Origin of the sequence: Methanobrevibacter wolinii SH, from assembly GCF_000621965.1 — an archaeon.
Classification (GTDB): domain Archaea; phylum Methanobacteriota; class Methanobacteria; order Methanobacteriales; family Methanobacteriaceae; genus Methanarmilla; species Methanarmilla wolinii.
This window is the reverse complement of the sequence record NZ_JHWX01000017.1, coordinates 44,001-68,030: the sequence shown is the minus strand read 5'-3', so window position 1 is coordinate 68,030 and position 24,030 is coordinate 44,001. Positions and strand designations below refer to the sequence as shown.

Here is a 24,030-nt window from a genome sequence, read left to right as displayed (position 1 = left end):
ACTTTAAATTTAGGAATAAATTTATTTTAGGGTTTAGATTTAGTATATATATTTTTTAATTTAGTGATAAATTTATTTTAGGGTTTAGATTTGGTATGTGTTAATTTAGCGATAAGTTTATTTTTAGAAAATTAAATTTTTAATTAATACAGATTTTCAAGAAAAAAATAAATCAATTAAGGGATTTATATGATGGATGATACTAAAAATTTTTTAAAAACATTAGGAATTACAAGTCAGGATGCAAGTTATGTTTCTAATAAAAGATTTAATGATGGTGGTCAATATAGATTAGAGATTCCGGGAATACAATCTATTGAGGCATTAAAAACTGTTATTAAAACATGTAAAGAAAGTGATATGTTTATTCATAGAGTAACTCAAACTAAAGGTATAATGTTACTTTCTGATGATGAAATTAAACAAATGGTTAGTTTAGCAAATTCTGCTGAGATTGAGTTATTTCTTGCTGTAGGTCCAAGAGCAGTTTATGATACAAGTGCTACTGCAAATACAAAAGAAGGGGCTCGTATTGCTTATAGACTTAGAGGTTTTGATAATTTGGTTTATGCTATTGAAGATGTTAAAAGAGCAGTAGATTTTGGTGTACGTGGAATACTTTTATATGATGAAGGATTATTATATGTATTATCTAAAATGAGGGATGCTGGTGAGATTCCAAAAAATACTCATTTTAAATTATCTGCTCATGCAGGTGTTTCAAATCCAGCTAGTGCAAAACTTTTTGAAAGTATTGGACTTAATTCATTAAATCCAGTACGAGATTTACAAATTCCTATGTTAGCAAGTATACGTTCTGCTATAGATATTCCTTTAGATGTTCATACTGAAAATCCAAAATCTTCAGGTGGTTTTATTCGTCATTATGAAGTTCCACAAATGATTAAATCTGCAGGACCAATTTATCTTAAGACTGGAGGCTCTGTTGCTAAAACACATTCTTGGGATACTACAGAAAAAGATGCAATAAAAAGAGTAAAACAAGTAAGTCTTGTAAATAGGGTTATTGATAAATACTATCCGGATGCAGTGATTTCACCACAAGCATCTAAAGATTTAGCATTTCCTGAAATTTAATTTTTTTATAAAATTTTATAAATAGAAAAAAAATAGTATTTTTTAACTATTTCATGTATATGTCAATACTTAAAATGAGGTATTTTTTATATTAAATTTAAATTTAAAATTTATTAAATTATTTTAAGTTAAATTTATTTATTTTTCTATAACAATATTTTTTATAAATATATTTTAGAATAATATGATTCTAAATTATAATTAAATATATTTTTAAATTTAGGTATATTTTAATCCTAAAAATTTAATATTTAAATATTTATCATAATTTATAAAAATATAATTTTCTTGTTTTATATTTTAATTTAATATTTTGGTTGTTAATAATATGTCACTTATAAATGATGTAAAAGAAAGTATTATCAAAGCTAGTACTCAATATAGTAAAGATAGGATTGATGCTTTTAATCGTGCTATTAAAACTGAAGAGAATTTAGGTAATGATAATGCTGTTTGGGCATTAAAAATAATGTTAGAAAATGAAAGAATTGCAAATTTAAGGAAACTTCCTTTATGTGATGATACTGGAATTCCACATATATTAATAGAAGTAGGTAAGAATCGTGAAATTCCTAAAAATTTTATATCAAATATTAAAGAAGGTATTAAATTAGGATTAAAAGACTTACCTGGAAGACCTATGGCAGTAAAAGGTAAAGGTTTAGAAAAATTAGATCAAAGTAAAGGTTTATATGATGATCCTTCTATGATGTTTTCTGCACCATTTTCAATAGATACTTTTGATAATTCAAGAATTGATTATACAGAAGATTTAGAAGATGAAATACATATACATCTTTTATTATTAGGTGGTGGTCCTGAAATAAGATCTAAAACATATAGAATATTTCATAAACATGATTCTAATATTGTACTTAATGAAACTATTTCTTGGCTTAGTGATTCTCTTAAAATGTTAGGTTGTACTCCTTCTATTCCTGCAATTGGTATTGGTAGGAGTCATTATGAAGCAAGTCATTTAATGTTGAAAGCAATGGTTCATGGAAACCTTAATATTCAATCTGAAACTGAAAATTATATTACTAATAAACTTAATGAATTAAATATTGGTCCTATGGGTCTTAAAGGTCATACGACTGTTTTAGGTTGTTTTTTAAATATAGGGCCACAAAGGGCAAGTGGTGTAAGAATAGTTTCTGCAAGACCTTCTTGTTTTGTAGAACCACGTATTTCTACAATTAAAATTTAATTTATTTTTAGCTTTTTTAATTAAAATACATTTTTTATAGTTTCAATGTATTTTTACTTTTAAATTAAAAATAATAAGTTTAAAATATATATTTAAATATATTTTATTATAAAATAATGAAAAAAGGGGTTATATTTTGGTAAATGAAAACTTAGGGAATGATTTTAAAATTCCTAAACATAATCTTACAACTACAATTTCTTATATTGAACCTAATAAAATTATAACTAGAGGATATAACCAACAAGATTTAATAGAAAATTTAACTTTTAGTGAAATGGTTTATTTATTATTAAAAGGAGAATTACCTACTAAAAAACAAGGAAAACTTTTAAATCATGTTCTTGTAGCTTTTTGTGATCATGGTGTTACTCCTCCAAGTACACAAACTGCAAGACTTATCTCATCAAGTGGTTCTCCATTAAATAATGCTGTTGCAGGAGGTTTATTATCTTTTGGTAAACATCATGCAGGTGCAATTGAAAAAGTCATGACATTGTATCAAAATGCTATTAATGATATAAAATTAAGTTCTGATTCTGATATAAATAATTCTTTAATTGCTAATAAAGCATTAGATATTGTTATTCCTAAAATTTCAAATGATGAAAAAATTCCAGGTTTTGGACATCGTTATCATGATAAAGATCCTAGGGCTCGTAAACTTCTTGAACTTGTAATTAAGGAAGGTAATCTTGGACCTCATGTAAAATTAGCTATTGCAATGGAACAATTATTAATTGATAAAAAGGGAATTTATTTAAATGTAGATGGTGTAAATGGAGCAATACTTTCTGATTTAGGTTTCAATCCAAAATTAGGTCTTGGTCTATTTATGATTGGAAGACTTCCAGGTCTTGTTGCACATAGTTATGAAGAAACTATGGAAGAAAAAGAATTTAGGAAATTTTGTAATTTAGATGATATTACTTATGTTGGTTTTAAAGATAAAAAAATTAATGATTAGATTATATAAGGTAATTAGCTATTTTAAGGAATATTTTAATTTTTTTAGTAAAATAATATTTTATAAGCTATAAAATGTAAATTGATTTTTTATTATCTTTTTAGTAAATTGATATTTTTTTTATAGGTTGTAAAATTGATTTTTTATTATCTTTTGAGTAAAAATAATATATAATTATTTTATGTAATATTATAAAAAATGAAAATTTAATTATTTAATTAAAAATATATATTTTAATTAATTATTATATTATACATTTAAATTGTTGAAATTCTTAAATTAAAAATTCAATTATTTCTAATTTAAAATTTAATAAACTTTAGAAAATTAAAATTTAAATAAAATAAGTTTTCTACATAGTTTATATTTTAAAGCTTAAATAGGAAGTGTTATTATGGATTTTTTTGAAACTATTGAAAAAAGATACAGTGTTCGAGGATATAAAGATTTACCTGTAAAAAAAGAAGATTTAGATAAAATTTTAAAAGCAGCTGCAATGGCTCCTACTGCTGTAAATTTCCAACCATTTAAAGTTTTTGTTATAGATACTAATAAAAATAAAGAAGCTCTTAAAGATATTTATCCTGCTGATTGGTTTTATAATGCACCTTTAGTTTTATGTGTTGCTGTTGATTCTGATGCTGCATGGACAAGAGGTAATGATAATAAAAACTTTGCAGATATTGATGGTGCTATTGTAATGGATAATATTATTTTAGCAGCTACTTCATTAAATCTTGGAACTTGTTATATTGGTGCATTTAATCCTGATGCTGCAAATAATTTTATAAATTCTGATAAATATACTCCCTTATTATTTACTCCTCTTGGTTATATTGATGCAGATCCAAGAGTTCAAGATAAAAAATCTGTAGATGAGATTGTAGAATATTTATAATTTGATTACTATGAAGCCATTAACAATACATGCAAAAGATAAAGATGATTTAAAAAGATTATCTAATATATTACTGGAACATAAATTTAAACTTAAAGCAGATGGTCCTAATTTTACTTTTTTCTATAAAAGAGTATATGGTAATTGGGTTTATCATTTGATTTTCATTCTTCTTGCTTGTTTTACTTCTGCATGGTTTTTATTTGGTAATTTAATTATTTTTTTATATTTCTTTTATAAAAAATCTCAGTATATTTTAATTACTACAGAAATTGAAGATAATGGTAAAAAAATAGATTTTGATGATTTTAGTTTAATTGATCTTAATCGTAAATCATTTTCATGATTTTTTTACTAATTAATTTTTTTTTAAATTTTTAATTTATTTATTCTTAATATTTTATATTCTTTCAATTTTTTATTACTTTTAAAATTTTTTTTATTAATTTGTATATTATATTATATTTTTTTAATTACTTTTTATAACTTTAATCTTATTTTGATATATTTTTTTATTTTTTTTTCTTCAATTTTAAAAATTGTTTTATAATTTTTATTTTGATTTTATTTTATTCATTTTTATTGAATTTTCATGGTCTTTAATTTTGATTTTTATTATTTATTTAATATGATAAACTATTTAAATAGATATTTACAAAAAAATAATCATAAATCATTTAAAGATTTATTAATTTAAAAGATTTATTAATTTGTAAATTTAGTTAAGTAAAATAATAGTAAATTTATTATATTAATAACTAAATAACTTAGTATATTAAATAATTTGATATTTAAGAGAAATGATTTTAATTTTAAAACGATTTTTTTGAGGAGATATTATGGTACAAATGACTTATGGTTCAAGAATGAGAATGTATTCAATTATTTTCTTTTTTGTCATGATTAGTTTAGCTTTAGTGCCATTTTATTACGGTCAACCTTTTACTGGTGAAAATATTGCTTCAGCATTTATTATTATTTTAGTAGGTGTTGTATTTCCACTTGTATCTTTTAAACCACAATGGAATAAAGCAGTTTTATTTTTTGAAGGAATTCTTTTTGCTTTTTTAGGTTATAACTATTTAGCAAATCCTATAAATTATATTTTCTTAGTATTTGGTTTAATTTTAGTTGCTATTTCTTTATTAGCATATGTGAAAAAATTACCTCCGAAATTACTTAAGTTCTTTTATCATAGTAGATAATTAGGAGGAAATTATTCTTCTTTTTTAATTGTTTTATATTAATTATTTAACTTATTTGATAATTTTTTAATAAATAGAAATTGTTTTGTTTTATTTAGAAATATGATTTTTCAACTGAGAAATTATGGTAAGTAAAGTAATCTAAATAAAATTTTAAATACCATGGTGATGAAATATGGCAGAAATATCAGAGGCTCTCTCAATGATAAAAAAAGCCGAAAATAATGCTGTCCAAATCGTGGAAGATTCTAAAATTAAAGCTGAAGATATTATCAAACAAGCTCAAAAAGATGCTGAAGATAAAATCAAAGATGCTAAAGAATATGCATCTCATGAAGCTGAAGATATTATATATGCTTCCATTGAAGACGCAAAAAAAGAGGCTAATCATATTAAAACTCAATCACAGCAAAATGTCGACACTATTAAATCCAGTTCATCTGTAAATGTCGATGAAGCTGCTTCTGTTATTGTTGAAAAATTGTTGTAGTGTGAGATAATGTTTCAAACAGAAAGAATGCGTAAACTTAAAATAATCACTTTGGATGATTATGTTACTCCTGTAATTAGAGATTTACATGAAGCAGGTTTAGTCCAAATTGAGGATATTTCAGATCGTATTCAACAGAATCCTGAAGTTGCGGAACTTATTACTCCATCTAAAGCTACATCAAAAACTGGTAAAGTTTCTTCTCTTTTAATGAGGACTACCGGATTATCTGATTTATTTGGTGAAGCACTTTCTTATGGTGACACTATTAAAGATAAATTACATGATATGTTTAATCCAGATGTTCCTGTAAGAAAACCAGTTGAAAAAGTTGATGTTGATGCATTATGTAAATATGCAGAAAGTGTTTTAGAAGAAGTTGATGTTGATGTTGTTCCTGTACAGGAAAAATTATCTGCACTTGACAATGAATCTAGTAAATTAATCTCTAAAATTACTGTTGCTAAAAAATTAACTAATGTTAATTATAATTTAGAAATTTTAGAAGATACTAAGACTACTTCAACAATTGTTGGAAGGATTGATGTTGAATCTGCTTCTGAATTAAAAGCAGAATTAAGTAAAATAACTGATGAAATTATAATTGATGATATTCATTCTGATGAAACTTTTGATAGTATAATTATTGTTGTTGCGAATGAGTATCATAATGAAGTTTATTCTTCACTTAGAAGATTTAATTTTGAAAATTTAGATGTTAGTGAAATGGAAGGAACTCCTTCTGAATTTATTAATAATGCTAATGCAAGATTAGATGCTATTGATAATGAAAGACATCAAACAAAAGTGGAACTTAAATCTATTGCAGAAAAATGGGATGATGATGTTCTTTCTTTAAAAGAACAATTAGAAAATGAAAAAGAAAGAAATGAAATCCTTTCAAGTTTCGGTGAAACTGAAAAATCTAAAGTTTTTGAAGCTTGGGTACCACTTAAAAAAGTTGATGAAACTAAACAAATTATTGAAGCTTCAAGTGATGGATATTGTGTTATAGAAGTTGAAGATGTTCCAGATGATAGTGAGGATGTTCCTGTTCTCCAAAATCATAAAGGATACTTTAAACCTTTCGAATTACTTGTACAAATGTACTCACCTTTAAAATATAATGAAATAGATCCTACATTTTTTGTAGCTATTACATTCCCATTCTTCTTCGGTTTTTGTTTAACTGATGGATTTTATGGTTTCTTAGATTTTTTAATTGGTTACTTCTTATTATATAGAGGTTTAGGTAGAAATAGTCAAAATGCAAAAGATTTTGGTATAATTGTTATGGCTAGTGGTATATGGGCTATTATTTTAGGTCTTATTACTAATGCTTTCCTTGGTGATTTCTGGGATAGAATACTTGGTTTAGGTCCACTTCCTACTTGTATACCTTGGTTAGATTCCTTTAAAAATTCAGCAACAATTTTAATAATTGCTATTGCTGTAGGTATTATTTATACTAATATCGCTTTCATTTTAGGTGCTATTAACAATGTAAGAAATGGAAATACTAAAGATGCTTTAACTAATCAAATTGTTTGGTTTGTTTTAGAAGTTGGTATTTTATTCTTAGCAATTGGATATATGATACCTTCCATTGGAATGATTGGCTATGTTATTGGTGCAATATTTGTTATTGTAGCATTTGGTCTATTATTCTGGGGTGGAGGAGTCTACGGTATAATGGATTTATTTGGTTTCATGGGTGATATTCTTTCATATGCAAGACTTTTAGCTTTATGTTTAGCTACTGGTGGTGTTGCTATGACTGTAAATATTTTAACAGTTATGTTAAATACTATGGTTCCATTTGTAGGTATTATTCTTGCAATTATTGTATTTGTACTTGGACATCTTGTAAACTGTGCTTTCCAAACTTTAGGTGCTGGTGTTAACGCATTACGTCTTAACTATGTAGAGTTCTTTGGTCAATTCTATATTGGTGGAAAACACAAATTTGAAGCTTTCAAAGCAAGTAGAAAATTCACAAAATTTAATGATTAAATTTTTAATTTCATTTAGTTTAAATTAAGATATATTTAATTTATAAAAAATTAACATTTCGATATTATTTAAGGAGAAATAAATTATGGTAGAAATTGTATTAGGTACTGCTTTAGCAGCTGTTGGTGCTGGTGTTGCAGTCGGTTTCGCTGGTTTAGGATCAGGTTTAGGTCAAGGAATGGCAGCTGCAGGTTCTGTAGGTGCTGTTGCTGAAGATGGAGATATGTTCTCTAGAGGTATTATTTTCTCAGCATTGTGTGAAACTCAGGCTATTTATGGGTTCTTAATTGCTATTTTATTATTAGTATTTTCAGGTTTACTTGGTGGTGGAGGTAAAGGATTATCCACTGCTGTTGGTATTGTTGCTATTGGTGCAGGTGCTGCTGTAGGATTTGCAGGTCTTGGTTCTGGTATGGGTCAAGGTATTGTTGCAGGTGCTTCTGTTGGAGCTATTGTTGAAAACGATGAAATGTTCTCTAGAGGTATTATTTTCTCAGCATTATGTGAAACTCAGGCTATTTATGGTTTCTTAATTGCTATCTTACTTATGGTATTCGGTGGAATATTAGGATAGTTTTGGAGGTCAACAAATGAGTTCTGGGGCAGAAAAAATTGTCTCTAACATTAACTCTAATGCTCAAGCTAAAGCTGATGAAATAATTCAAGAAGCTCAAAATAAAGCAGCTGATATTGCATCACAAGCAGAAAAAGATGCTGCAGCTCAACAAAAGAAAATTGTTGCTGATGGTCAAAAACAAGCTAAAATGAAACATCAACAAATTATCTCTGAAGCTAGAATGAATCAACGTAGAGCTGAGTTAGGGGCTAAAGAAGAAGTTATAGAAATGGCTTTTGATAAAGCAATTAATGATTTAACTGATATAGCATCTACTGGCGATTCAAAATATGTCGACTCATTAATTAATATGATTAAACAAGCTGCTACTGAAATTGGTGGTGGAGATTTAATTGTACAAGTAAAAGAAGCAGATAAAAGTAAAGTCAGTAGTATTTTAGCTACTGCTGCTAATAATGTTTCTTCAGATATTAATGTTGAAACAAGTTTTGAATTAGGTGAATCAATAAACACTATTGGTGGAGCTATTGTTAAAACTAAAAATGGAGAAATAGAAGTAAATAACACTATTGAATCTAGGGAAGCTAGATTTAAAAAATCTTTACGTAGTGAAGTTGCTCAAATATTATTTAAATAGGAGTGAGAATTTATGGCTGATCAAATTGCCGCTTTAATTAGTCAACTTGGACTTTCCAATGAAATGATTATAGTTTTTGTTGTATTAGCATTAGTTATCGTTGGAGCTGTTGTGGTTGTTGTTACAAGTAGGCCAATATTAGATATTTTCCCTTATCTCAATCCTATTGCTAAGGTTAGAGCTCGTAAAGGTAGACTCTTAAGTGATAAACAAATAGTTGAACTTGCAGAATCTAACTCTGTTGAAGATGTTACTAATTATTTAAGAAGTTTAGATGATTATCTTCCTTATTTAAATGAGTATTCTTTAGAAAAATCTTTAGATGTTCAAATGGCTGATACTTATAAATATTTAGCTACTATTGCACCTAAAGAAATTAAAAAACCTTTTGAAGTAATATCTACTAAAACTGATATTGCTAATATTAAAGCTTTATTAACTGCTAAAGCTGTTGGTTTCTCTAATGAAAAAACATCTGAATTATTAATCCCATCTGGATCTTTATATGATGATTTAGATAAATTAGTTGATGCAAGTTCAGTAACTGATGTTGTTGCAGGTTTAGATGGAACAGAATATTCTGATGTATTAAAAGATGCAATTCCTCAATATGAAGAAAGTAATTCTTTATTACCATTTTCAAATGCATTAGATAAATTTTATTTACATTCTTTATTACATTCAACTGAAGTTCCTGGAAATGAAAATACTGAAAAAATGTTTGCATATATTGGAACTCAGGTAGATATTGCAAATTTAAAATTAATAATTAGGGCAAAAGTGGATGGTTTAGATTATGATGTTGTTAGTCCTTATTTAATTAGTGAGGGTTACCAATTAAGAGAATGGAAACTTAAAGAACTTATGGAATCTCAAGATGTACCGGGAGTTATTTCCTCATTAGATGGTACTAAATATGGAGATATTCTTTCAGATGCTCTTACTAAATACAATGAAACTGGTATTGTTTCTGTATTTGAAAATACATTAGATTCCTACTTTGCAGATTATTCTCATTCATTATCATTAGAAAAACCATTAGGTATAGGTCCAATTATTGGATTTTTAAGTGGTAAAGAAAAAGAAATCAAAAACTTGAAAATTATCTCAAGAGCTAAAAGGGAAGAAGGTTTCCCTAATGATAAACTTCAGGAGATGTTAGTATGAGTTCTGTTGCTGTTATTGGTGATTTAGATACTATTACTGGTTTTAGACTTGGTGGAGTTTCAACTGGATATGTAGTTAATACTGAAGATGAAGCTAAAAAAGCTCTTGATGAATTACTTGAGAGTGAAATCTCAATTATTATTATTACACAAAAGGTAGCTGATGAAATAAGAGAGTATATCAATAAGACTATGGGTTCAGAAATAGTACCTATGATTATCGAAATTCCTGATAAAGATGGTGAATCTGAATCTGATAATGATCAAATGAGAGCTCTTATTAAAAGAGTTATTGGGGTAGATATTAAATGATTATTGAAGGAAACATTATCAAAATTGCAGGTCCTGTTATCCTTGCTGATGGGATGAGAGGTACTCAAATGCATGAAATGGTAAAAGTTGGAGATAGCCAACTTGTCGGTGAGATTATTGAGTTAGAAGGTGACACCGCAACCATTCAAGTATATGAAGAAACAGCAGGTATTAAACCTGGTGAAAAAGTAGAAAGTACTGGAGGTCCATTATCAGTAGAATTAGGTCCAGGTATTATGGGAGCTATCTTTGATGGAATCCAAAGACCTCTTGAAAAAATTAAAGAACAAACTGGGGACTTTATTGCAAGAGGTATTCAAGTACCTTCTATTGATAAAGAGAAAAAATGGACATTTAAACCTGTTGTCAGTGTTGGTGACAAAGTATTAGGTGGAGATGTTCTTGGTGAAGTAAATGAAACTTCTGCAGTTGTACATAAAATTTTAGTACCTCCTACTATTAGTGGTACTATTAAAAGTATTGCTACTGGAGATCACACTGTATTAGAAGATATTGCTGAAATTGAAACTGAAGAAGGTTCTATTGAAAAAGTTCAAATGTTACAAATTTGGCCTGTAAGGAAAGCAAGACCTTATGTTAAAAAACTTGATCCAGATGTACCTCTTGTAACTGGTCAAAGAGCACAAGATACTTTCTTCCCTATAGCTAAAGGTGGAGCTGCAGCAATTCCTGGTCCTTTTGGTTCAGGTAAAACAGTTACTCAACAACAATTAGCTAAATGGGCAGATGCAGATATCGTTGTATACATTGGATGTGGAGAACGTGGTAACGAAATGACTGAAGTACTTACTGAATTCCCATTCCTTGATGATCCAAAAACTGGTAATCCAATTATGGATAGGACTATTCTTATTGCTAATACTTCAAACATGCCAGTAGCAGCTCGTGAAGCATGTGTATATACTGGTATTACTATTGCAGAATATTTCCGTGATCAAGGTTACGATGTAGCACTTATGGCTGATTCTACCTCAAGATGGGCAGAAGCTATGAGGGAGATTTCTGGAAGACTTGAAGAAATGCCTGGTGAAGAAGGTTACCCTGCATACTTAGCATCTAGACTTGCACAATTCTATGAAAGAGCAGGAAGAGTTCATACTATTGGTTCTGAACCTAAAGAAGCTTCAATTAGTGTAGTTGGAGCAGTATCACCTCCTGGTGGAGATTTATCTGAACCTGTTACTCAAAACACCTTACGTATTTGTAAAGTATTTTGGGCATTAGATGCATCTCTTGCAGATAAACGTCACTTCCCTTCTATTAACTGGTTACAAAGTTATTCATTATATGTAGACAGTATTCAAAACTGGTGGAAAGAAACTGTTGGTGAAGATTGGAGAGCTAACCGTGATGAAGCTATGGTTTTACTCCAAGAAGAATCTGAACTTCAAGAAATTGTACAATTAGTTGGTCCAGATGCTTTACCTGATTCACAACAAGTTACTTTACAAACCGCTCGTATGTTAAGAGAAGATTTCTTACAACAAAATGCATTTGATGATGTTGATACTTACTGTCCTCCTGCTAAACAAGCTGATATGTTAAGAACTATATTATTATTTAACAAAGAAGCTAAAACTGCAGTTGCAAATGGTGGAGACATCAAAAAAATAGATGCATTATCTGTTAAAGATGAAATTGCAAGAATGAAATATATTCCTGCTAAAGAATTTGATGTTAAAATTAAAGACATCAAAGCTAAAATTGTAGATCAAATGGCTGGTGTATAAATATGAATACTGATATTAAAACTAAAGAATACACTACAGTTACAGAAGTTTCAGGTCCTTTAATGATTGTTGAAGGTGTTGAAGGTGTTGCTTACAATGAGATTGTAGAAATTGAAACTCCTGCTGGTGAACACAGAACTGGTCAAGTTTTAGAAGTAAAAGAAGATATTGCTGTTGTACAAGTTTTCGAAGGTACTTCTGATTTAAACACTAAAAATACTAAAACTAGATTTACTGGTGAAACTGCTAAAATTGGTGTTTCTAAAGAAATGATGGGTCGTATCTTTAATGGTACTGGTAAACCTATTGATGGTGGACCTGAAATAATTCCTGAAAAAGAATTAGATATTAATGGAAACCCTATGAACCCAACTTCTAGGGAATATCCTGCTGAATTCATTCAAACTGGTATATCTACCATTGATGGAATGAACACTTTAGTAAGAGGTCAAAAACTTCCTATTTTCTCAGGATCTGGTTTACCTCACAACGAACTTGCAGCACAAATTGCAAGACAAGCACAAGTAGTTGGAGATGACACTGAATTTGCAGTAATCTTTGCTGCTATGGGTATTACTCACGAAGAAGCTAACTTCTTTATGAATGAATTTGAAAAAACTGGTGCTTTAGAAAAAGTAACTGTATTTATGAACTTAGCAGATGATCCTGCTATTGAAAGGATTTTAACTCCTAAAATGGCTTTAACTACTGCTGAATACTTTGCTTTCGATTTAGGTATGCATGTACTTGTTATCTTAACTGATTTAACAAATTACTGTGAAGCATTAAGGGAAATCTCTGCAGCTAGGGATGAAGTTCCTGGAAGAAGAGGTTATCCTGGATACATGTATACTGATTTAGCAGGTATTTATGAAAGAGCAGGACGTATTCAAGGTAAAGAAGGTTCAATTACTCAAATGCCTATTTTAGTCATGCCACAAGATGATATTACTCACCCTATTCCTGATTTAACTGGATATATTACTGAAGGACAAATAGTATTAAGTAGGGATTTACATAGGAAAGGTATTTACCCACCTATTGATGTACTTCCTTCATTATCTCGTTTAATGGGTGGAGGTATTGGTGAAGGTAAAACTAGACCTGACCACAGTGGTGTATCTGATCAATTATATTCAGCTTATGCTGAAGGTCGTGATTTAAGAGATTTAGTAGCTGTTGTTGGTGAAGAAGCTCTTACTGAAAGAGATCAATCCTTCTTAAAATTTGCTGAAGAATTTGAGAAAAGATTTGTAACCCAATCTAAAGATGAGGATAGATCTATTGAAGAAACTTTAGATCTTGGTTGGGACTTATTCAGAATCTTACCTAGAAATGAACTTAAACGTGTTAAAGACGAATTTGTTGAAGAACACCTTAAAGAATAGAATAATATTTTCTATAAATAAATTCTTCTTGGAATTTATTTTTATATTCTATTTTATTGATGTATCCCACTTTTAAAGGAGGATAATATGGCAGAAGAAGTATTAGAAGGTATTAATCCTACTCGTATGGAATTACTTGCACTTAAAAAACGTGAAAAACTTGCTGTTAAAGGTCACAGTTTACTTAAAGAAAAACGTGATGCTTTAATTAAAGAGTTTTTTGATATTTTAAATAAAGTTAAAGGTGCTCGTTCCGATGTAGAAAAAATCCTTAAAGAAGCTTATGAAGCTTTAACATTAGCTCAAATTCAAATGGGTGATTTGGCTGTTAAAAAAACTGCTTTATCCGTTAAAGAATCTGTTGATGTAAATGTTACATCAAGAAATATTATGGGTGTTCCAGTTCCTTTATGTGATACACATTTTGATTCAAGAACTTTAGTTGATCGTGGATATGGTTTTGGAGATACTTCTGCTCAATTAGATTTAGCTGCTGAAAAATTTGAAGAAGCAGTTAAAATGATTATTGAGCTTGGTGAAATTGAAAAAACAATTTATCTTTTAGCTGAAGAAATTGAAAAAACAAAACGTCGTGTAAATGCTCTTGAACATGTCATGATTCCAAAACTTGAAAACACTATTAAAGTTATTGATATGAGACTTCAAGAAATGGAAAGGGAAAACTTTGTAAGATTGAAAATGATTCGATCTACATTGGAAGCAAATGAAGCTAAAGCTGAAGCTAAAAAAGCTGCAAAAGAAGCTCAAGCTTAGAAACAAAGAAACTTTGTATTTAAAATTTAGATTACTTATTAAGGGAATAGAATAAAAAATTTCTCTTATTTATCAAATTCCCTTTTTATTATCTATCTATTCTTTAAAATTGAGTTTTAATCTTTTTTTTAAAAGATTTTTTCTATTTTTATTTTTTATTATATAAATTACTTTTATTGTTATTTTTTTTTAAAAAAGATAGAAGATTTTATTATTAATTTTAAAATTCTTTAAAAAATAGTAAATTATCTCATTTTTAATTAAAATATTATATAGTTTAATGTTTAAATAATAGATTTAAATAGTAATTTATAAAATATTATAAATATTTAATTTTAATTTATTTAAAAAAATTTCATCTAGGAATTTCTAATTATACTTAGTTTATTTAAAAATATTATTTAAGAAATTTCTAATTATAATTAATTTATTTAAAAAAAGAAGTTTTTAAAGTTTAATTAAATTGTGATATTATGCGTAGAAGTCCATTTAATTTAGCAATGAATGATCCTGATAGAAGAGTTAAATTATTTAAAATATTTAACTTTGCTATAATATTAACTACATTTATGATGGTGTTTGGGGTTATTTTATTTATATTAATTACATTTGGTATTATTCATTTCTAATTATATTCTATAAATATTTTTGTTTATTTCATTTTTTAAGTTTTTAATTTCTTTTAATCCTTTTTTAATATTATTACATTCTTTTATTATTGTAACAAGTGGTTCATCTTTTTCTATTATTGTATTTTTTCTTGAAATATCATATAAATTTTCTATTTCTAAATTTCCTTGTTTAATTCTATTTGGGGAATATATTATTTCTTTAATACAATGGCCTTTAGGATTTAATTTCTGTATAATTTCACCATTACATGCATTAATATGTTCTTCAAGTAAATTTATTGATAATACTTTTTCAATTAATTCATAGGTTCCTTGAAAACGAGGATTTACTTCAATTAGATAAATATCATTATCTAAAATATTATTTGTTTCATTTTCTTTTGATGATAGTATTAAATCAACTCCATTAGATCCTATAAGATTCTGTTTTTTTATAATTTCTTCACTTAATAAGTTCATATCTTCATTAAGGTTTTTCATTCCAATTTCATCATATGGAATTTTAATATTTGTAAATTCTTGTATTGTTTTAATGTCTAAAGGAAGTATATTTCCACAATACTTATAATTATTTTTGAAACCAATATCATCTAATGTTAATAATCTTGTATTCATTATTGTTTTTGCATCTGTTTTTGAAGATAAAACTGAAGAACTTAAATTTATACCTTCTATGTATTCTTGAATTAATATTTCACCTAAATTATTAATGATATTTTCAATCATATTTTTTATATTGTTATCTTCAATAAACTTTTCATAATTTAAAAGAATTGTATTATACCCTCCTGATCCATGGTTAGGTTTTGCAATAAATTGAATATTATTATATTCTTTTAATATTTCATTTAATTCATATATATCATTAATTAAAAATGTCATTGGCATTAAAAATTCATTTGAATTTTTATTGTAAAATTTATATTTATTACTTACATGTTTTGTTTTTTTATTTCCAATGATTTTTTTAGTATATTTTGAGAATTTTCCAGTAAAATCTTCTGCAGTTAATCCTGATGTTAATATAATACCATCTGCATCTTTTAAAAATTCTTCTCCATTTTCTAATAATTTTAAAGGACTATAATTTTCTTCAAATAGTCCACAACTTTCATTACTTTCTTCTTCTAAAATATGCTTTTCTTCAATATTATCTGGAAAGTCAATAGTTGTGAAATAACTTGATGATTTAACATTATAATTTAATTTTTTTGCTGATGTTACTTCTGGACGAGTGTTTACTCCTATTATTACTAAATTATCCATTTTAAACAGTCCTTATTTTTTATTATTTAATTTTTTATTTATTTTAACTTTTAATTATTTTGTTTATTTCTGTTTTTTAAATTTAATTATTCTAAATATCTTTGATTTATCTAATTTTTTATTAATTTACCGATACATTTATATAGTATGTTTACTAAAATAATAGTGTTCTATGTAAATAGAGCTATCTATTTATTAGAATTAGTCCCGTAGGGTAGTGGTAATCCTTCTAGGCTTTGGACCCGGAGACGGCGGTTCGACTCCGCTCGGGACTATATATTTTTTGATTTTGCTCTTTTTTTAGTTATTACTTATTTTTATTATATTTTAAATGATTTTTTATGGTTTTATTTTTTATTGGATAATCCTTTGGTTTTAGGTTATTATATTCCATTTATTGTTTATTTTGGGTATTTTTTTGTTTTAGGTTATTATATTCAATTTTTTGCAAAATATTTTTTATTTTATTTTATTTAAAAGATCTATTTTTTAATATTTTTATAAAGATTAAATTGAATTTTCTATTTTTTTAGTTTATAATACTTTGTTTAATTTACTAATTTTTAGAATAAACTTTTTAAACTTGAATTTTGGATATTGGTTTGTTTAAATTTTTATAAAAAACAATATTTTAATATATTATTTAAAATAAGTTTTTTTTAGTTTATTTAGATTTAATTGTGATTATTTTAATTATTCAGAAATTTTTATTATTAGTTTTAAAAAGGTGAAATATTTATTTCGATATGAAAAGTTCTATATATTTACATAATAATGATTAAAATTTCTTAATTTAATTAAATCATTTGGATTTTATTATTTGATGGAGATTATTGGGATTATGGTTTAAGTTTTAATTAAAAATCTATTGTAAAATTAAATAAATTTAATTAAAACAATTCTTTCTAAAACATTAAATATTGGATAAATTGATAATATGAAATAATTTATCTTGATATGAAAACATTTATATATCCTTATATTTAATATAAATATGTGGCCAACATATTTAAGTTTTAATTTAAAGTTATAAAAAATATAATGAAAATATATAAAATTTGAACAAAATATTATTTATTTTTATTAATTTTAATTATTGTATATTCATTTAAATTATCTTAACAATAGATTAAATTATATCTTCCTTTTTTGTGTTTAGGGACGTTCATGTATAATTTTTTTCAAAATTATCTGTTTTGTAATTATGAATTATTTTTATATTTATGTTGGTAATTTTTGTATAATACTATTTGGTGTATATTATGGAGAAGAATATGAAAATATTAATAGCTGCTATTATTGTAATAATTGCGGTTGTTTTAGTAGGATTATATGCTACTGGTTCATTTAATACTACTAGTTCTGATAATAGTTTACAAGGACAAGAAGTTAAAATTGCTGCTGCAGCTAGTTTGAAAAATGTTTATGATGATAAATTAATTCCTATGTTTGAGAAAAAGTATCCAGGTGTAAAAGTTACTGCTACTTATGCTTCTAGTGGGGATTTAGAAAAACAAATTGAAAATGGTTTAGATGTAGATATATTCATGTCTGCTGGTAATAAACAAATGAATGCTTTAGTTGATAAAGGTTTAGTTAACAACAGTACTAATGTTCAATCTTTAGAGAATAAACTTGTTTTAATTGTACCTGCTGATTCAAAAACAAATGTTTCTTCATTTAAAGATTTAAAAGATGTAAATGGTACTATTGCTATTGGTGATCCTAAATCTGTACCTGCTGGACAATATGCTAATGAATCATTACATAATATTGGTATATGGGATGATGTTGAACCTAGATTATCATTAGCTTCTGATGTAACTGCTGTATTAAATCAAGTAGCTCAAGGATCTGCTGATTATGGTATTGTTTATGCTACTGATGCTAAATCAAATAATAATGTTAAAGTAGTTTGTGAAGCTCCTAAAGGTTCTTTAAAAACTATTATTTATCCTGTAGCTCCACTTAAAGCTTCACAAAATGATACTGCTACTGAAAAATTCATGGAATTCTTACAATCTCAAGAAGCTCAACAAGTATTCGAAGATTATGGATTTACTATTCATAAATCTTAGTTTATTTATGATTTAGTTAAAATTGAAATATTATGGATTTATTATCCATAAATAAATTTTTTTAAGATGATGCATATAATTATATGTTAATTTGTGATAAATATTTACTATTTATAAATAAAACTTTTTTTTATTTTTTTGCAATTAGAAAATAATTAGTATTTTAAAGGAGAGACATAATGGATTGGACACCTATTGGAATTTCAATGAAAACAGCAAGTTTATCAATTTTAATAACCTTTTTTTTAGGTTTAATTGTTGCTTGGATTATTGTTAAAATTAAAAATGATGCAATAAAAATAGTTCTTGATGGTATTTTTACATTACCAATCGTATTACCTCCTACTGTTGTAGGGTTCTTTTTATTGTATATTTTGGAGTTAGAGGACCTATTGGTAGCTTTTTAATAAATTATTTTGCAGTAAAAATTGCTTTTTCATGGCCTGCAACTGTTATTGCTGCAGTAGTTATGTCATTTCCTTTAATGTATCGTTCTGCTAGAGGTGCATATGAACAAGTGGATTCTAATCTAATTGATGCTGGTCGTACATTAGGTATGTCTGAATGGAAAATCTTTTGGAAGATTTTATTTGCAAATGCATTACCTGGAATTATTAGTGGTGGAATTCTTGCTTATGCTCGTGGTTTAGGTGAGTTTGGTGCTACTGCAATGCTTGCAGGTAATATTGCAGGACAAACTAGAACTCTCCCTATGGCTGTTTACTCTGAAGTAGCTGCAGGGAATATGATGGATGCTAGTAATTATGTAATATTCATTGTTATAATTGCATTTATAGCTATTTTCATTATGGACTATGTTACTATACGTAGAGAAAAACAATGGAGATAAATATTATAAAATACTTTTTATTTTTTTTATTTCTTGAAATCGTAGAGAAAAACAATTGAGATAAATATTAAAATAAATTTTATTTTTTTTATTTCTTGAAATCCTAAATTAAATTAATATTCATTTTTAATTTAAAAAATAAATATCTTTTTATAGAATTAAATCTTAGATTAAAATAGGTTTTAAAATGAGTCTATTTTTTTTATTGTGGAGAATAAATTATGAGTAGTAAATTGTTAAAAGTAAATATCCAAAAAAAGCTTAAAGAATTTGATTTGGAAGTTGATTTTCAATTAAGTAAAGGTTGTTTGGGTATTCTTGGACCTTCTGGTTGTGGTAAAAGTATGACATTAAAGTCTATTGCAGGAATTATAAATCCTGATGGAGGTCTTGTAAGTTTAACTACTGATGAAAATACTATTTATTATGATTCAAATAAGAAAATTAATTTAAAACCTCAAGATAGGAATGTAGGTTACTTATTCCAGAACTATGCTTTATTTCCTAATATGTCTGTTGAAGAAAATATTGCTGCAGGTTTATCTAAAAAACATGATAAAAATATTGTACCTGATATGATTAAACGTTTTCATTTAGGAGGGTTAGAAAAAAGATATCCTAAACAGTTGTCTGGAGGTCAACAACAAAGAGTAGCTTTAGCTCGTATTATGGCTTATAGTCCTGATGTTATATTATTGGATGAACCTTTTAGTGCTATGGACACTGTTTTAAAAGAAAAATTACGTATTGAACTAATTAATTTACTAAATGATTTTGATGGTTTATCAATTTTAGTTACTCATAATCGTGATGAAGCATTTCAATTTTGTGATGAACTTTTAGTATTAGATAAAGGTAAAGTTATTGCAAAAGGACCTACTCATGAAATATTTGAAAATCCAAGGAAAGTTCAAGTTGCTAAACTTACAGGAATTAAGAATATTTCTAAAATTGAAGCTATTGATGATTATCATCTTAAAGCTTTAGATTGGAATGTTAAATTTGAAGTATCTAAAAAGATTTCTCCTAATATTACTCATATTGGAATAAGAGCACATGATTTCCATCCTTCTGAAAAAAATGATGTTAATGTAGTTGAAACTTCAAATTCAAATATCTTAGAAAGACCTTTTGAATGGGATGTAACATTAGCAAATGGTATATGGTGGAAAGTTGATAAATTGATTTATGAACACCAATGTGATATTCCTAAATATTTAAAAGTAAATCCTAAGAATATTGTTTTATTAGAAGAGAATTAATGTTTTAGTTTTTAACTTTTTTATAATTTTTAATTTAACTTTATTTTTATAATATTGAATATTTTTATTTAAATATAAAATTTAAGTAATTATTAGCTATTTTTTAAGATTTTATTTATAAATTAATTTTTTATACTTATTTAGTTTTAATTTAATTTTTTATTTTTTAAATCATCTTTATTGATTTTATTAATATTTCTTTTTTCTAGATAAAATTTTACTTTTTTTAATTAACTGATTATTTGCTATTTAATAGAAATAACAATTAATTAGTAAGTTTATTTAATTTAATAATTATGATTTTTATTAAAAATATTAGGTTTAATCAGTGATTTTATTTAAAGTAATAGATGGTTTTTATTAAAATATTAAATTTATTCAATAGTCTTTCTAAATCAATAAATAAAAATATAAAAAAACAAAACTTATTTAAATTATATACAATAATATATAATAGGTAAAATAGTTAGTAATTATATTTTTATTTTTATTTAAATGTTTTATCCAAATATTTTAACGGAGGTAAAATATGAATAATAACATGGATGCTTATTATCAAAAAAGAAGTGATATATACAATCATATTAAAAATGCAAACACTTATGAAAAAATTGTACTTTCATTTCTTATGGCATGTTTCACAGGTATTATGGCACAAATAGCAATTCCATTACCATTCACTCCAGTTCCAATTACATTACAAACTTTTGCAGTATTAATTGCAGGTTTATTCCTTGGAAAAAAATATGGATTATTATCTCAAATATTTTATGTTGGACTTGGACTTGTTATTCCATGGTACAGTGGAATGGTTGGAGGACTTTCAGTATTACTTGGTTCTAACTGCGGATACTTTATAGGATTCTTAGTATGTGCATACTTTGTTGGATACATTTCAGAAAATTATCCTCAATCTAGAAATTTCACAAGAATGACTGGAACATTACTTATTGCTAACTTTGTTGCAATTTATGTCCCAGGTTTAATTGGATTATATGCTGCATTTTTATTTGGTAAAGGTGTATCTTTAAGTTTAATCCAAGTTCTTGCAATGGGTCTTATTCCATTTATTGCTGGAGATATATTAAAAGTTTTAGCAGGATCTGCTATTTCAAAAACATTATTACCAAAAAATGAGTAAATTACTCATTTACTATTTTTTATTTTTTAAAAACAACTATTTTTATGATATTATGTTAAAAATACGTGGTCATCATTTATTATGTTTACAAGGTTTTCAAGGTTATGGATACAATGAAGATTTTGTAAAAAACATGACTATAATTTATGATAAAATTATGAATGATGAAGAATACATTAAGCTTATTTCAAGTATTGATGATATCTGTAAAAAATGTCCAAATAATAAGTGTGATATATGTATAAACAAAGACGAAAACAGTAAAATAATTAAGATGGATAAAATAGTTCTAAGAAAAATACAAAAAGAAAAAAACAGTAATTATTATAAAGCAAGTGAACTATTTGATTTAATTAATAATAAATTATTTACAAAAAAAGAAGACATTAAAAACACATGTCTTGGATGTAAATGGTATGATGTTTGTCTTTGGGCAAAACAAATAAAATAATTTTTTTATATTTTAAAATAGATAAGGTAATTTATATTAGTTTTAATGTTTTATTTTTCTTTGGTTTTTTTCTGTTTAGGTTATTTTTCTTGTTTTTTGGTTTTTTATTTGTCTTATTTTCTAGTTTTTTATTAGAATAAGTTTAATTTATTAGTTTTTTATTTTATTTTAATTTTTTTAAGTTTTATATATTTTTTTTAAAAAAAATTAAGAGAATATTTTTCTCTTAAAATTTATTTTATTCTTTTTTAACACCAGCAATTTCAGATAGTGATTTACCTTCTTTTAATAATTTAAGAATTTTTGATTCTTTAACTTTAATATTAAGTGTTTCTAATATTACTTGATTGAATTTTTCTTGTGGAATAATAAGTACTCCACTTTCATCACCAAATAAAAAGTCTCCTGGTTTAATTATTTGATTATCAATTATTAATTCTGGATTAACTTTACCATATCCAAGTGCTATTCCTGCATTAGGTACAAGATCTAATGCAAATAATGGGAAGTTCATATATCTTGTAATATCAACATCTCTAAGATACCCATATACTACACATCCTGCAATTCCTTTTTCTTGTGCACAAGTTGAAGCAAGTTCTCCCCAAATTGCAGAAGGTTCACCATTAGAATGTAAGAATAATATTTCTCCTTCTTTAGCTTCATCCATAGCAAGTAATCCAGTTCCCCAATCATCAGAATTAGTATCACAAGTTACTATTCTACCATAAACTCTTTGTTTATTAACAGATTTTAATCCTTTAATTACTCCACTTCTTCTTGAAATATTATTATATGCATCTGATACTTGACAAGTACATACTGAATCAATTAATGCTTTTAAGTTTGTGTATGCTTTTATATTTGATTTATCTTCTTTAAGATATAAATCTTCAATAGAAAAATTATCTTCAGTTAAATCGATATCATTTAATTTGGTTTTTTTATTATTTTTACTTTTTCTTGATGCCATTTTTAAAACAGTTTTTGGAGTTACTTTAGCCAATTAAAACACCCTTATTTTTAATTAAAAGTCTATTTAAATATATATCATTTTAAAATCTATTAATTAAATAATGGATTTATTGGTATTAGTTTAAATAGGCTAATATGAATTTTTAATTAATATATTATCATTTAATTTAATAAATTTTAATTAAAAAATTCATTTTATAGTAATAAATATTATATTATAATTTTATTTTTCATATTATAAAATATTAATTAATATTTTAACTTTATATTTGCTTTTTTATTTTTAATTTATTTTTATTTTATTTTAGCTTCTTTTTTTATTATTTTTTCTATTTAATTAAAGTTTTTTTATTTTTGAGTTTCATATAATTTTAATAATTTTATTCTATTTTTATTATAAATCTTAATTTATTGAATTTTATTTTATTATATTAATTTTTAAATATACAATTTTATATATTAGTTTAAACTAAATATATTATAGGTAAATTTAACATTCATTACATACTCAAAAGAGTTTATTATTATTAATTTATTTATTTCACAATTATTTAAAAATATTAAAGGAGATAAAGACTTTAAATTAGTTATTATTTAAATTTAAAATATCGTTGTCTTAAATAGGATAAAAATCGTTAGTTTATATATTATTTATCTTATTAAAATTTTAATTTAGTTATTATAAGAATTTAAAATATTGTTAAAATTGTATTGTTTAAGGAAAGTAATTTATTAATAACTTATTATGTTCTAAATAGTATAGATTTTATTTAATTGAAATTATTATTTATATAAAAGTAATTTAGCTATATAGACTTTAAGTCTTTAATAACTTTATTGTAATTGTATTATAATGTATTAGCGTAAGCTTTAGCTCTTTTTGTATGGT

The 24,030-nt window shown here is 25.6% G+C and carries 24 protein-coding genes and 1 tRNA gene; 23 read left to right on the top strand and 2 right to left on the bottom strand.

The window, feature by feature from the left end:
* Positions 1 to 192: 192 nt before the first annotated feature.
* From T523_RS02870 to T523_RS09135, 16 genes are all read left to right on the top strand, one after another.
* The gene (locus T523_RS02870; RefSeq protein ID WP_042707422.1) at positions 193 to 1,098 is read left to right on the top strand and encodes a peptidase; all 906 of its coding nucleotides are present in this window, start codon (positions 193 to 195) and stop codon (positions 1,096 to 1,098) included.
* A 328-nt stretch (positions 1,099 to 1,426) separates the two neighbouring features.
* Positions 1,427 to 2,308, top strand: a complete 882-nt coding sequence (locus T523_RS02865) for a fumarate hydratase (protein ID WP_042707409.1) — start codon at positions 1,427 to 1,429, stop codon at positions 2,306 to 2,308.
* 133 nt (positions 2,309 to 2,441) lie between these two features.
* The gene (locus tag T523_RS02860) at positions 2,442 to 3,275 is read left to right on the top strand and encodes a citryl-CoA lyase (protein ID WP_394296271.1); all 834 of its coding nucleotides are present in this window, start codon (positions 2,442 to 2,444) and stop codon (positions 3,273 to 3,275) included.
* Between the two features lie 394 nt (positions 3,276 to 3,669).
* Positions 3,670 to 4,173 (top strand): nitroreductase family protein, encoded by a 504-nt coding sequence (locus T523_RS02855; RefSeq protein WP_042707407.1) that lies wholly within the window; start codon positions 3,670 to 3,672, stop codon positions 4,171 to 4,173.
* A 10-nt stretch (positions 4,174 to 4,183) separates the two neighbouring features.
* The gene (locus tag T523_RS02850) at positions 4,184 to 4,519 is read left to right on the top strand and encodes a hypothetical protein (RefSeq protein WP_042707406.1); all 336 of its coding nucleotides are present in this window, start codon (positions 4,184 to 4,186) and stop codon (positions 4,517 to 4,519) included.
* A 493-nt stretch (positions 4,520 to 5,012) separates the two neighbouring features.
* Positions 5,013 to 5,378 (top strand): hypothetical protein, encoded by a 366-nt coding sequence (locus tag T523_RS02845; RefSeq protein WP_052334618.1) that lies wholly within the window; start codon positions 5,013 to 5,015, stop codon positions 5,376 to 5,378.
* 202 nt (positions 5,379 to 5,580) lie between these two features.
* Positions 5,581 to 5,868 carry a V-type ATP synthase subunit H gene (locus T523_RS02840; protein ID WP_232229030.1) on the top strand — a complete coding sequence of 96 codons (288 nt, stop codon included), beginning with the start codon at positions 5,581 to 5,583 and terminating at the stop codon, positions 5,866 to 5,868.
* Between the two features lie 9 nt (positions 5,869 to 5,877).
* Positions 5,878 to 7,881, top strand: coding sequence for a V-type ATP synthase subunit I (locus T523_RS02835; RefSeq protein WP_042707404.1), 2,004 nt, complete (start codon positions 5,878 to 5,880; stop codon positions 7,879 to 7,881).
* Positions 7,882 to 7,966: 85 nt separating this feature from the next.
* Entirely contained in the window at positions 7,967 to 8,455 is a 489-nt protein-coding gene (locus T523_RS02830; protein ID WP_042707403.1) for an ATP synthase subunit K, read from the top strand.
* Positions 8,456 to 8,471: 16 nt separating this feature from the next.
* Positions 8,472 to 9,095, top strand: a complete 624-nt coding sequence (locus T523_RS02825) for a V-type ATP synthase subunit E (RefSeq protein ID WP_042707402.1) — start codon at positions 8,472 to 8,474, stop codon at positions 9,093 to 9,095.
* Positions 9,096 to 9,107: 12 nt separating this feature from the next.
* Positions 9,108 to 10,262, top strand: a complete 1,155-nt coding sequence (locus tag T523_RS02820) for a V-type ATP synthase subunit C (RefSeq protein WP_042707401.1) — start codon at positions 9,108 to 9,110, stop codon at positions 10,260 to 10,262.
* Entirely contained in the window at positions 10,259 to 10,573 is a 315-nt protein-coding gene (locus T523_RS02815; protein ID WP_042707400.1) for a V-type ATP synthase subunit F, read from the top strand. The genes T523_RS02820 and T523_RS02815 overlap by 4 nt, the downstream gene beginning before the upstream one ends.
* Entirely contained in the window at positions 10,570 to 12,324 is a 1,755-nt protein-coding gene (locus tag T523_RS02810; RefSeq protein ID WP_042707399.1) for an ATP synthase subunit A, read from the top strand. Before T523_RS02815 ends, T523_RS02810 begins: the two co-directional genes overlap by 4 nt.
* A 2-nt stretch (positions 12,325 to 12,326) precedes the next feature.
* Positions 12,327 to 13,712: an ATP synthase subunit B gene (locus tag T523_RS02805; RefSeq protein WP_042707398.1), complete on the top strand. Its 1,386-nt coding sequence runs from the start codon at positions 12,327 to 12,329 to the stop codon at positions 13,710 to 13,712.
* An 87-nt stretch (positions 13,713 to 13,799) separates the two neighbouring features.
* Entirely contained in the window at positions 13,800 to 14,486 is a 687-nt protein-coding gene (locus T523_RS02800) for a V-type ATP synthase subunit D (RefSeq protein ID WP_042707397.1), read from the top strand.
* A gap of 473 nt (positions 14,487 to 14,959) precedes the next feature.
* On the top strand, positions 14,960 to 15,115 hold the full coding sequence (locus T523_RS09135; protein WP_198016020.1) for a hypothetical protein: 156 nt from the start codon (positions 14,960 to 14,962) through the stop codon (positions 15,113 to 15,115).
* Here T523_RS09135 and T523_RS02795 read toward each other — a convergent pair whose 3' ends face one another.
* Entirely contained in the window at positions 15,116 to 16,384 is a 1,269-nt protein-coding gene (locus T523_RS02795; protein ID WP_042707396.1) for an ATP-grasp domain-containing protein, read from the bottom strand.
* A 203-nt stretch (positions 16,385 to 16,587) separates the two neighbouring features.
* Between T523_RS02795 and T523_RS02790 the strand changes: the two genes are divergently transcribed.
* The 7 genes from T523_RS02790 to T523_RS02760 all read left to right on the top strand — a co-directional run bounded on the left by T523_RS02790 (position 16,588) and on the right by T523_RS02760 (position 22,166).
* Positions 16,588 to 16,659, top strand: a tRNA-Gln gene (locus T523_RS02790).
* A 987-nt stretch (positions 16,660 to 17,646) separates the two neighbouring features.
* Positions 17,647 to 18,462 (top strand): molybdate ABC transporter substrate-binding protein, encoded by an 816-nt coding sequence (gene modA / locus T523_RS02780; RefSeq protein ID WP_042707394.1) that lies wholly within the window; start codon positions 17,647 to 17,649, stop codon positions 18,460 to 18,462.
* Between the two features lie 179 nt (positions 18,463 to 18,641).
* Positions 18,642 to 18,869: an ABC transporter permease gene (locus T523_RS09415; protein ID WP_232229029.1), complete on the top strand. Its 228-nt coding sequence runs from the start codon at positions 18,642 to 18,644 to the stop codon at positions 18,867 to 18,869.
* Positions 18,785 to 19,312, top strand: a complete 528-nt coding sequence (locus T523_RS09255) for an ABC transporter permease subunit (protein WP_332248287.1) — start codon at positions 18,785 to 18,787, stop codon at positions 19,310 to 19,312. Before T523_RS09415 ends, T523_RS09255 begins: the two co-directional genes overlap by 85 nt.
* 221 nt (positions 19,313 to 19,533) lie before the next feature.
* A complete protein-coding gene (locus T523_RS02770; RefSeq protein WP_042707393.1) occupies positions 19,534 to 20,574 on the top strand; it encodes a sulfate/molybdate ABC transporter ATP-binding protein in 1,041 nt (346 codons plus the stop codon).
* A gap of 529 nt (positions 20,575 to 21,103) precedes the next feature.
* Entirely contained in the window at positions 21,104 to 21,715 is a 612-nt protein-coding gene (locus T523_RS02765) for a biotin transporter BioY (protein ID WP_042707392.1), read from the top strand.
* 52 nt (positions 21,716 to 21,767) lie between these two features.
* Positions 21,768 to 22,166, top strand: a complete 399-nt coding sequence (locus T523_RS02760) for a DUF1284 domain-containing protein (RefSeq protein WP_232229028.1) — start codon at positions 21,768 to 21,770, stop codon at positions 22,164 to 22,166.
* Positions 22,167 to 22,404: 238 nt separating this feature from the next.
* Here T523_RS02760 and T523_RS02755 read toward each other — a convergent pair whose 3' ends face one another.
* Positions 22,405 to 23,172, bottom strand: coding sequence for an RraA family protein (locus T523_RS02755; RefSeq protein ID WP_232229027.1), 768 nt, complete (start codon positions 23,170 to 23,172; stop codon positions 22,405 to 22,407).
* Between the last annotated feature and the right edge of the window lie 858 nt (positions 23,173 to 24,030).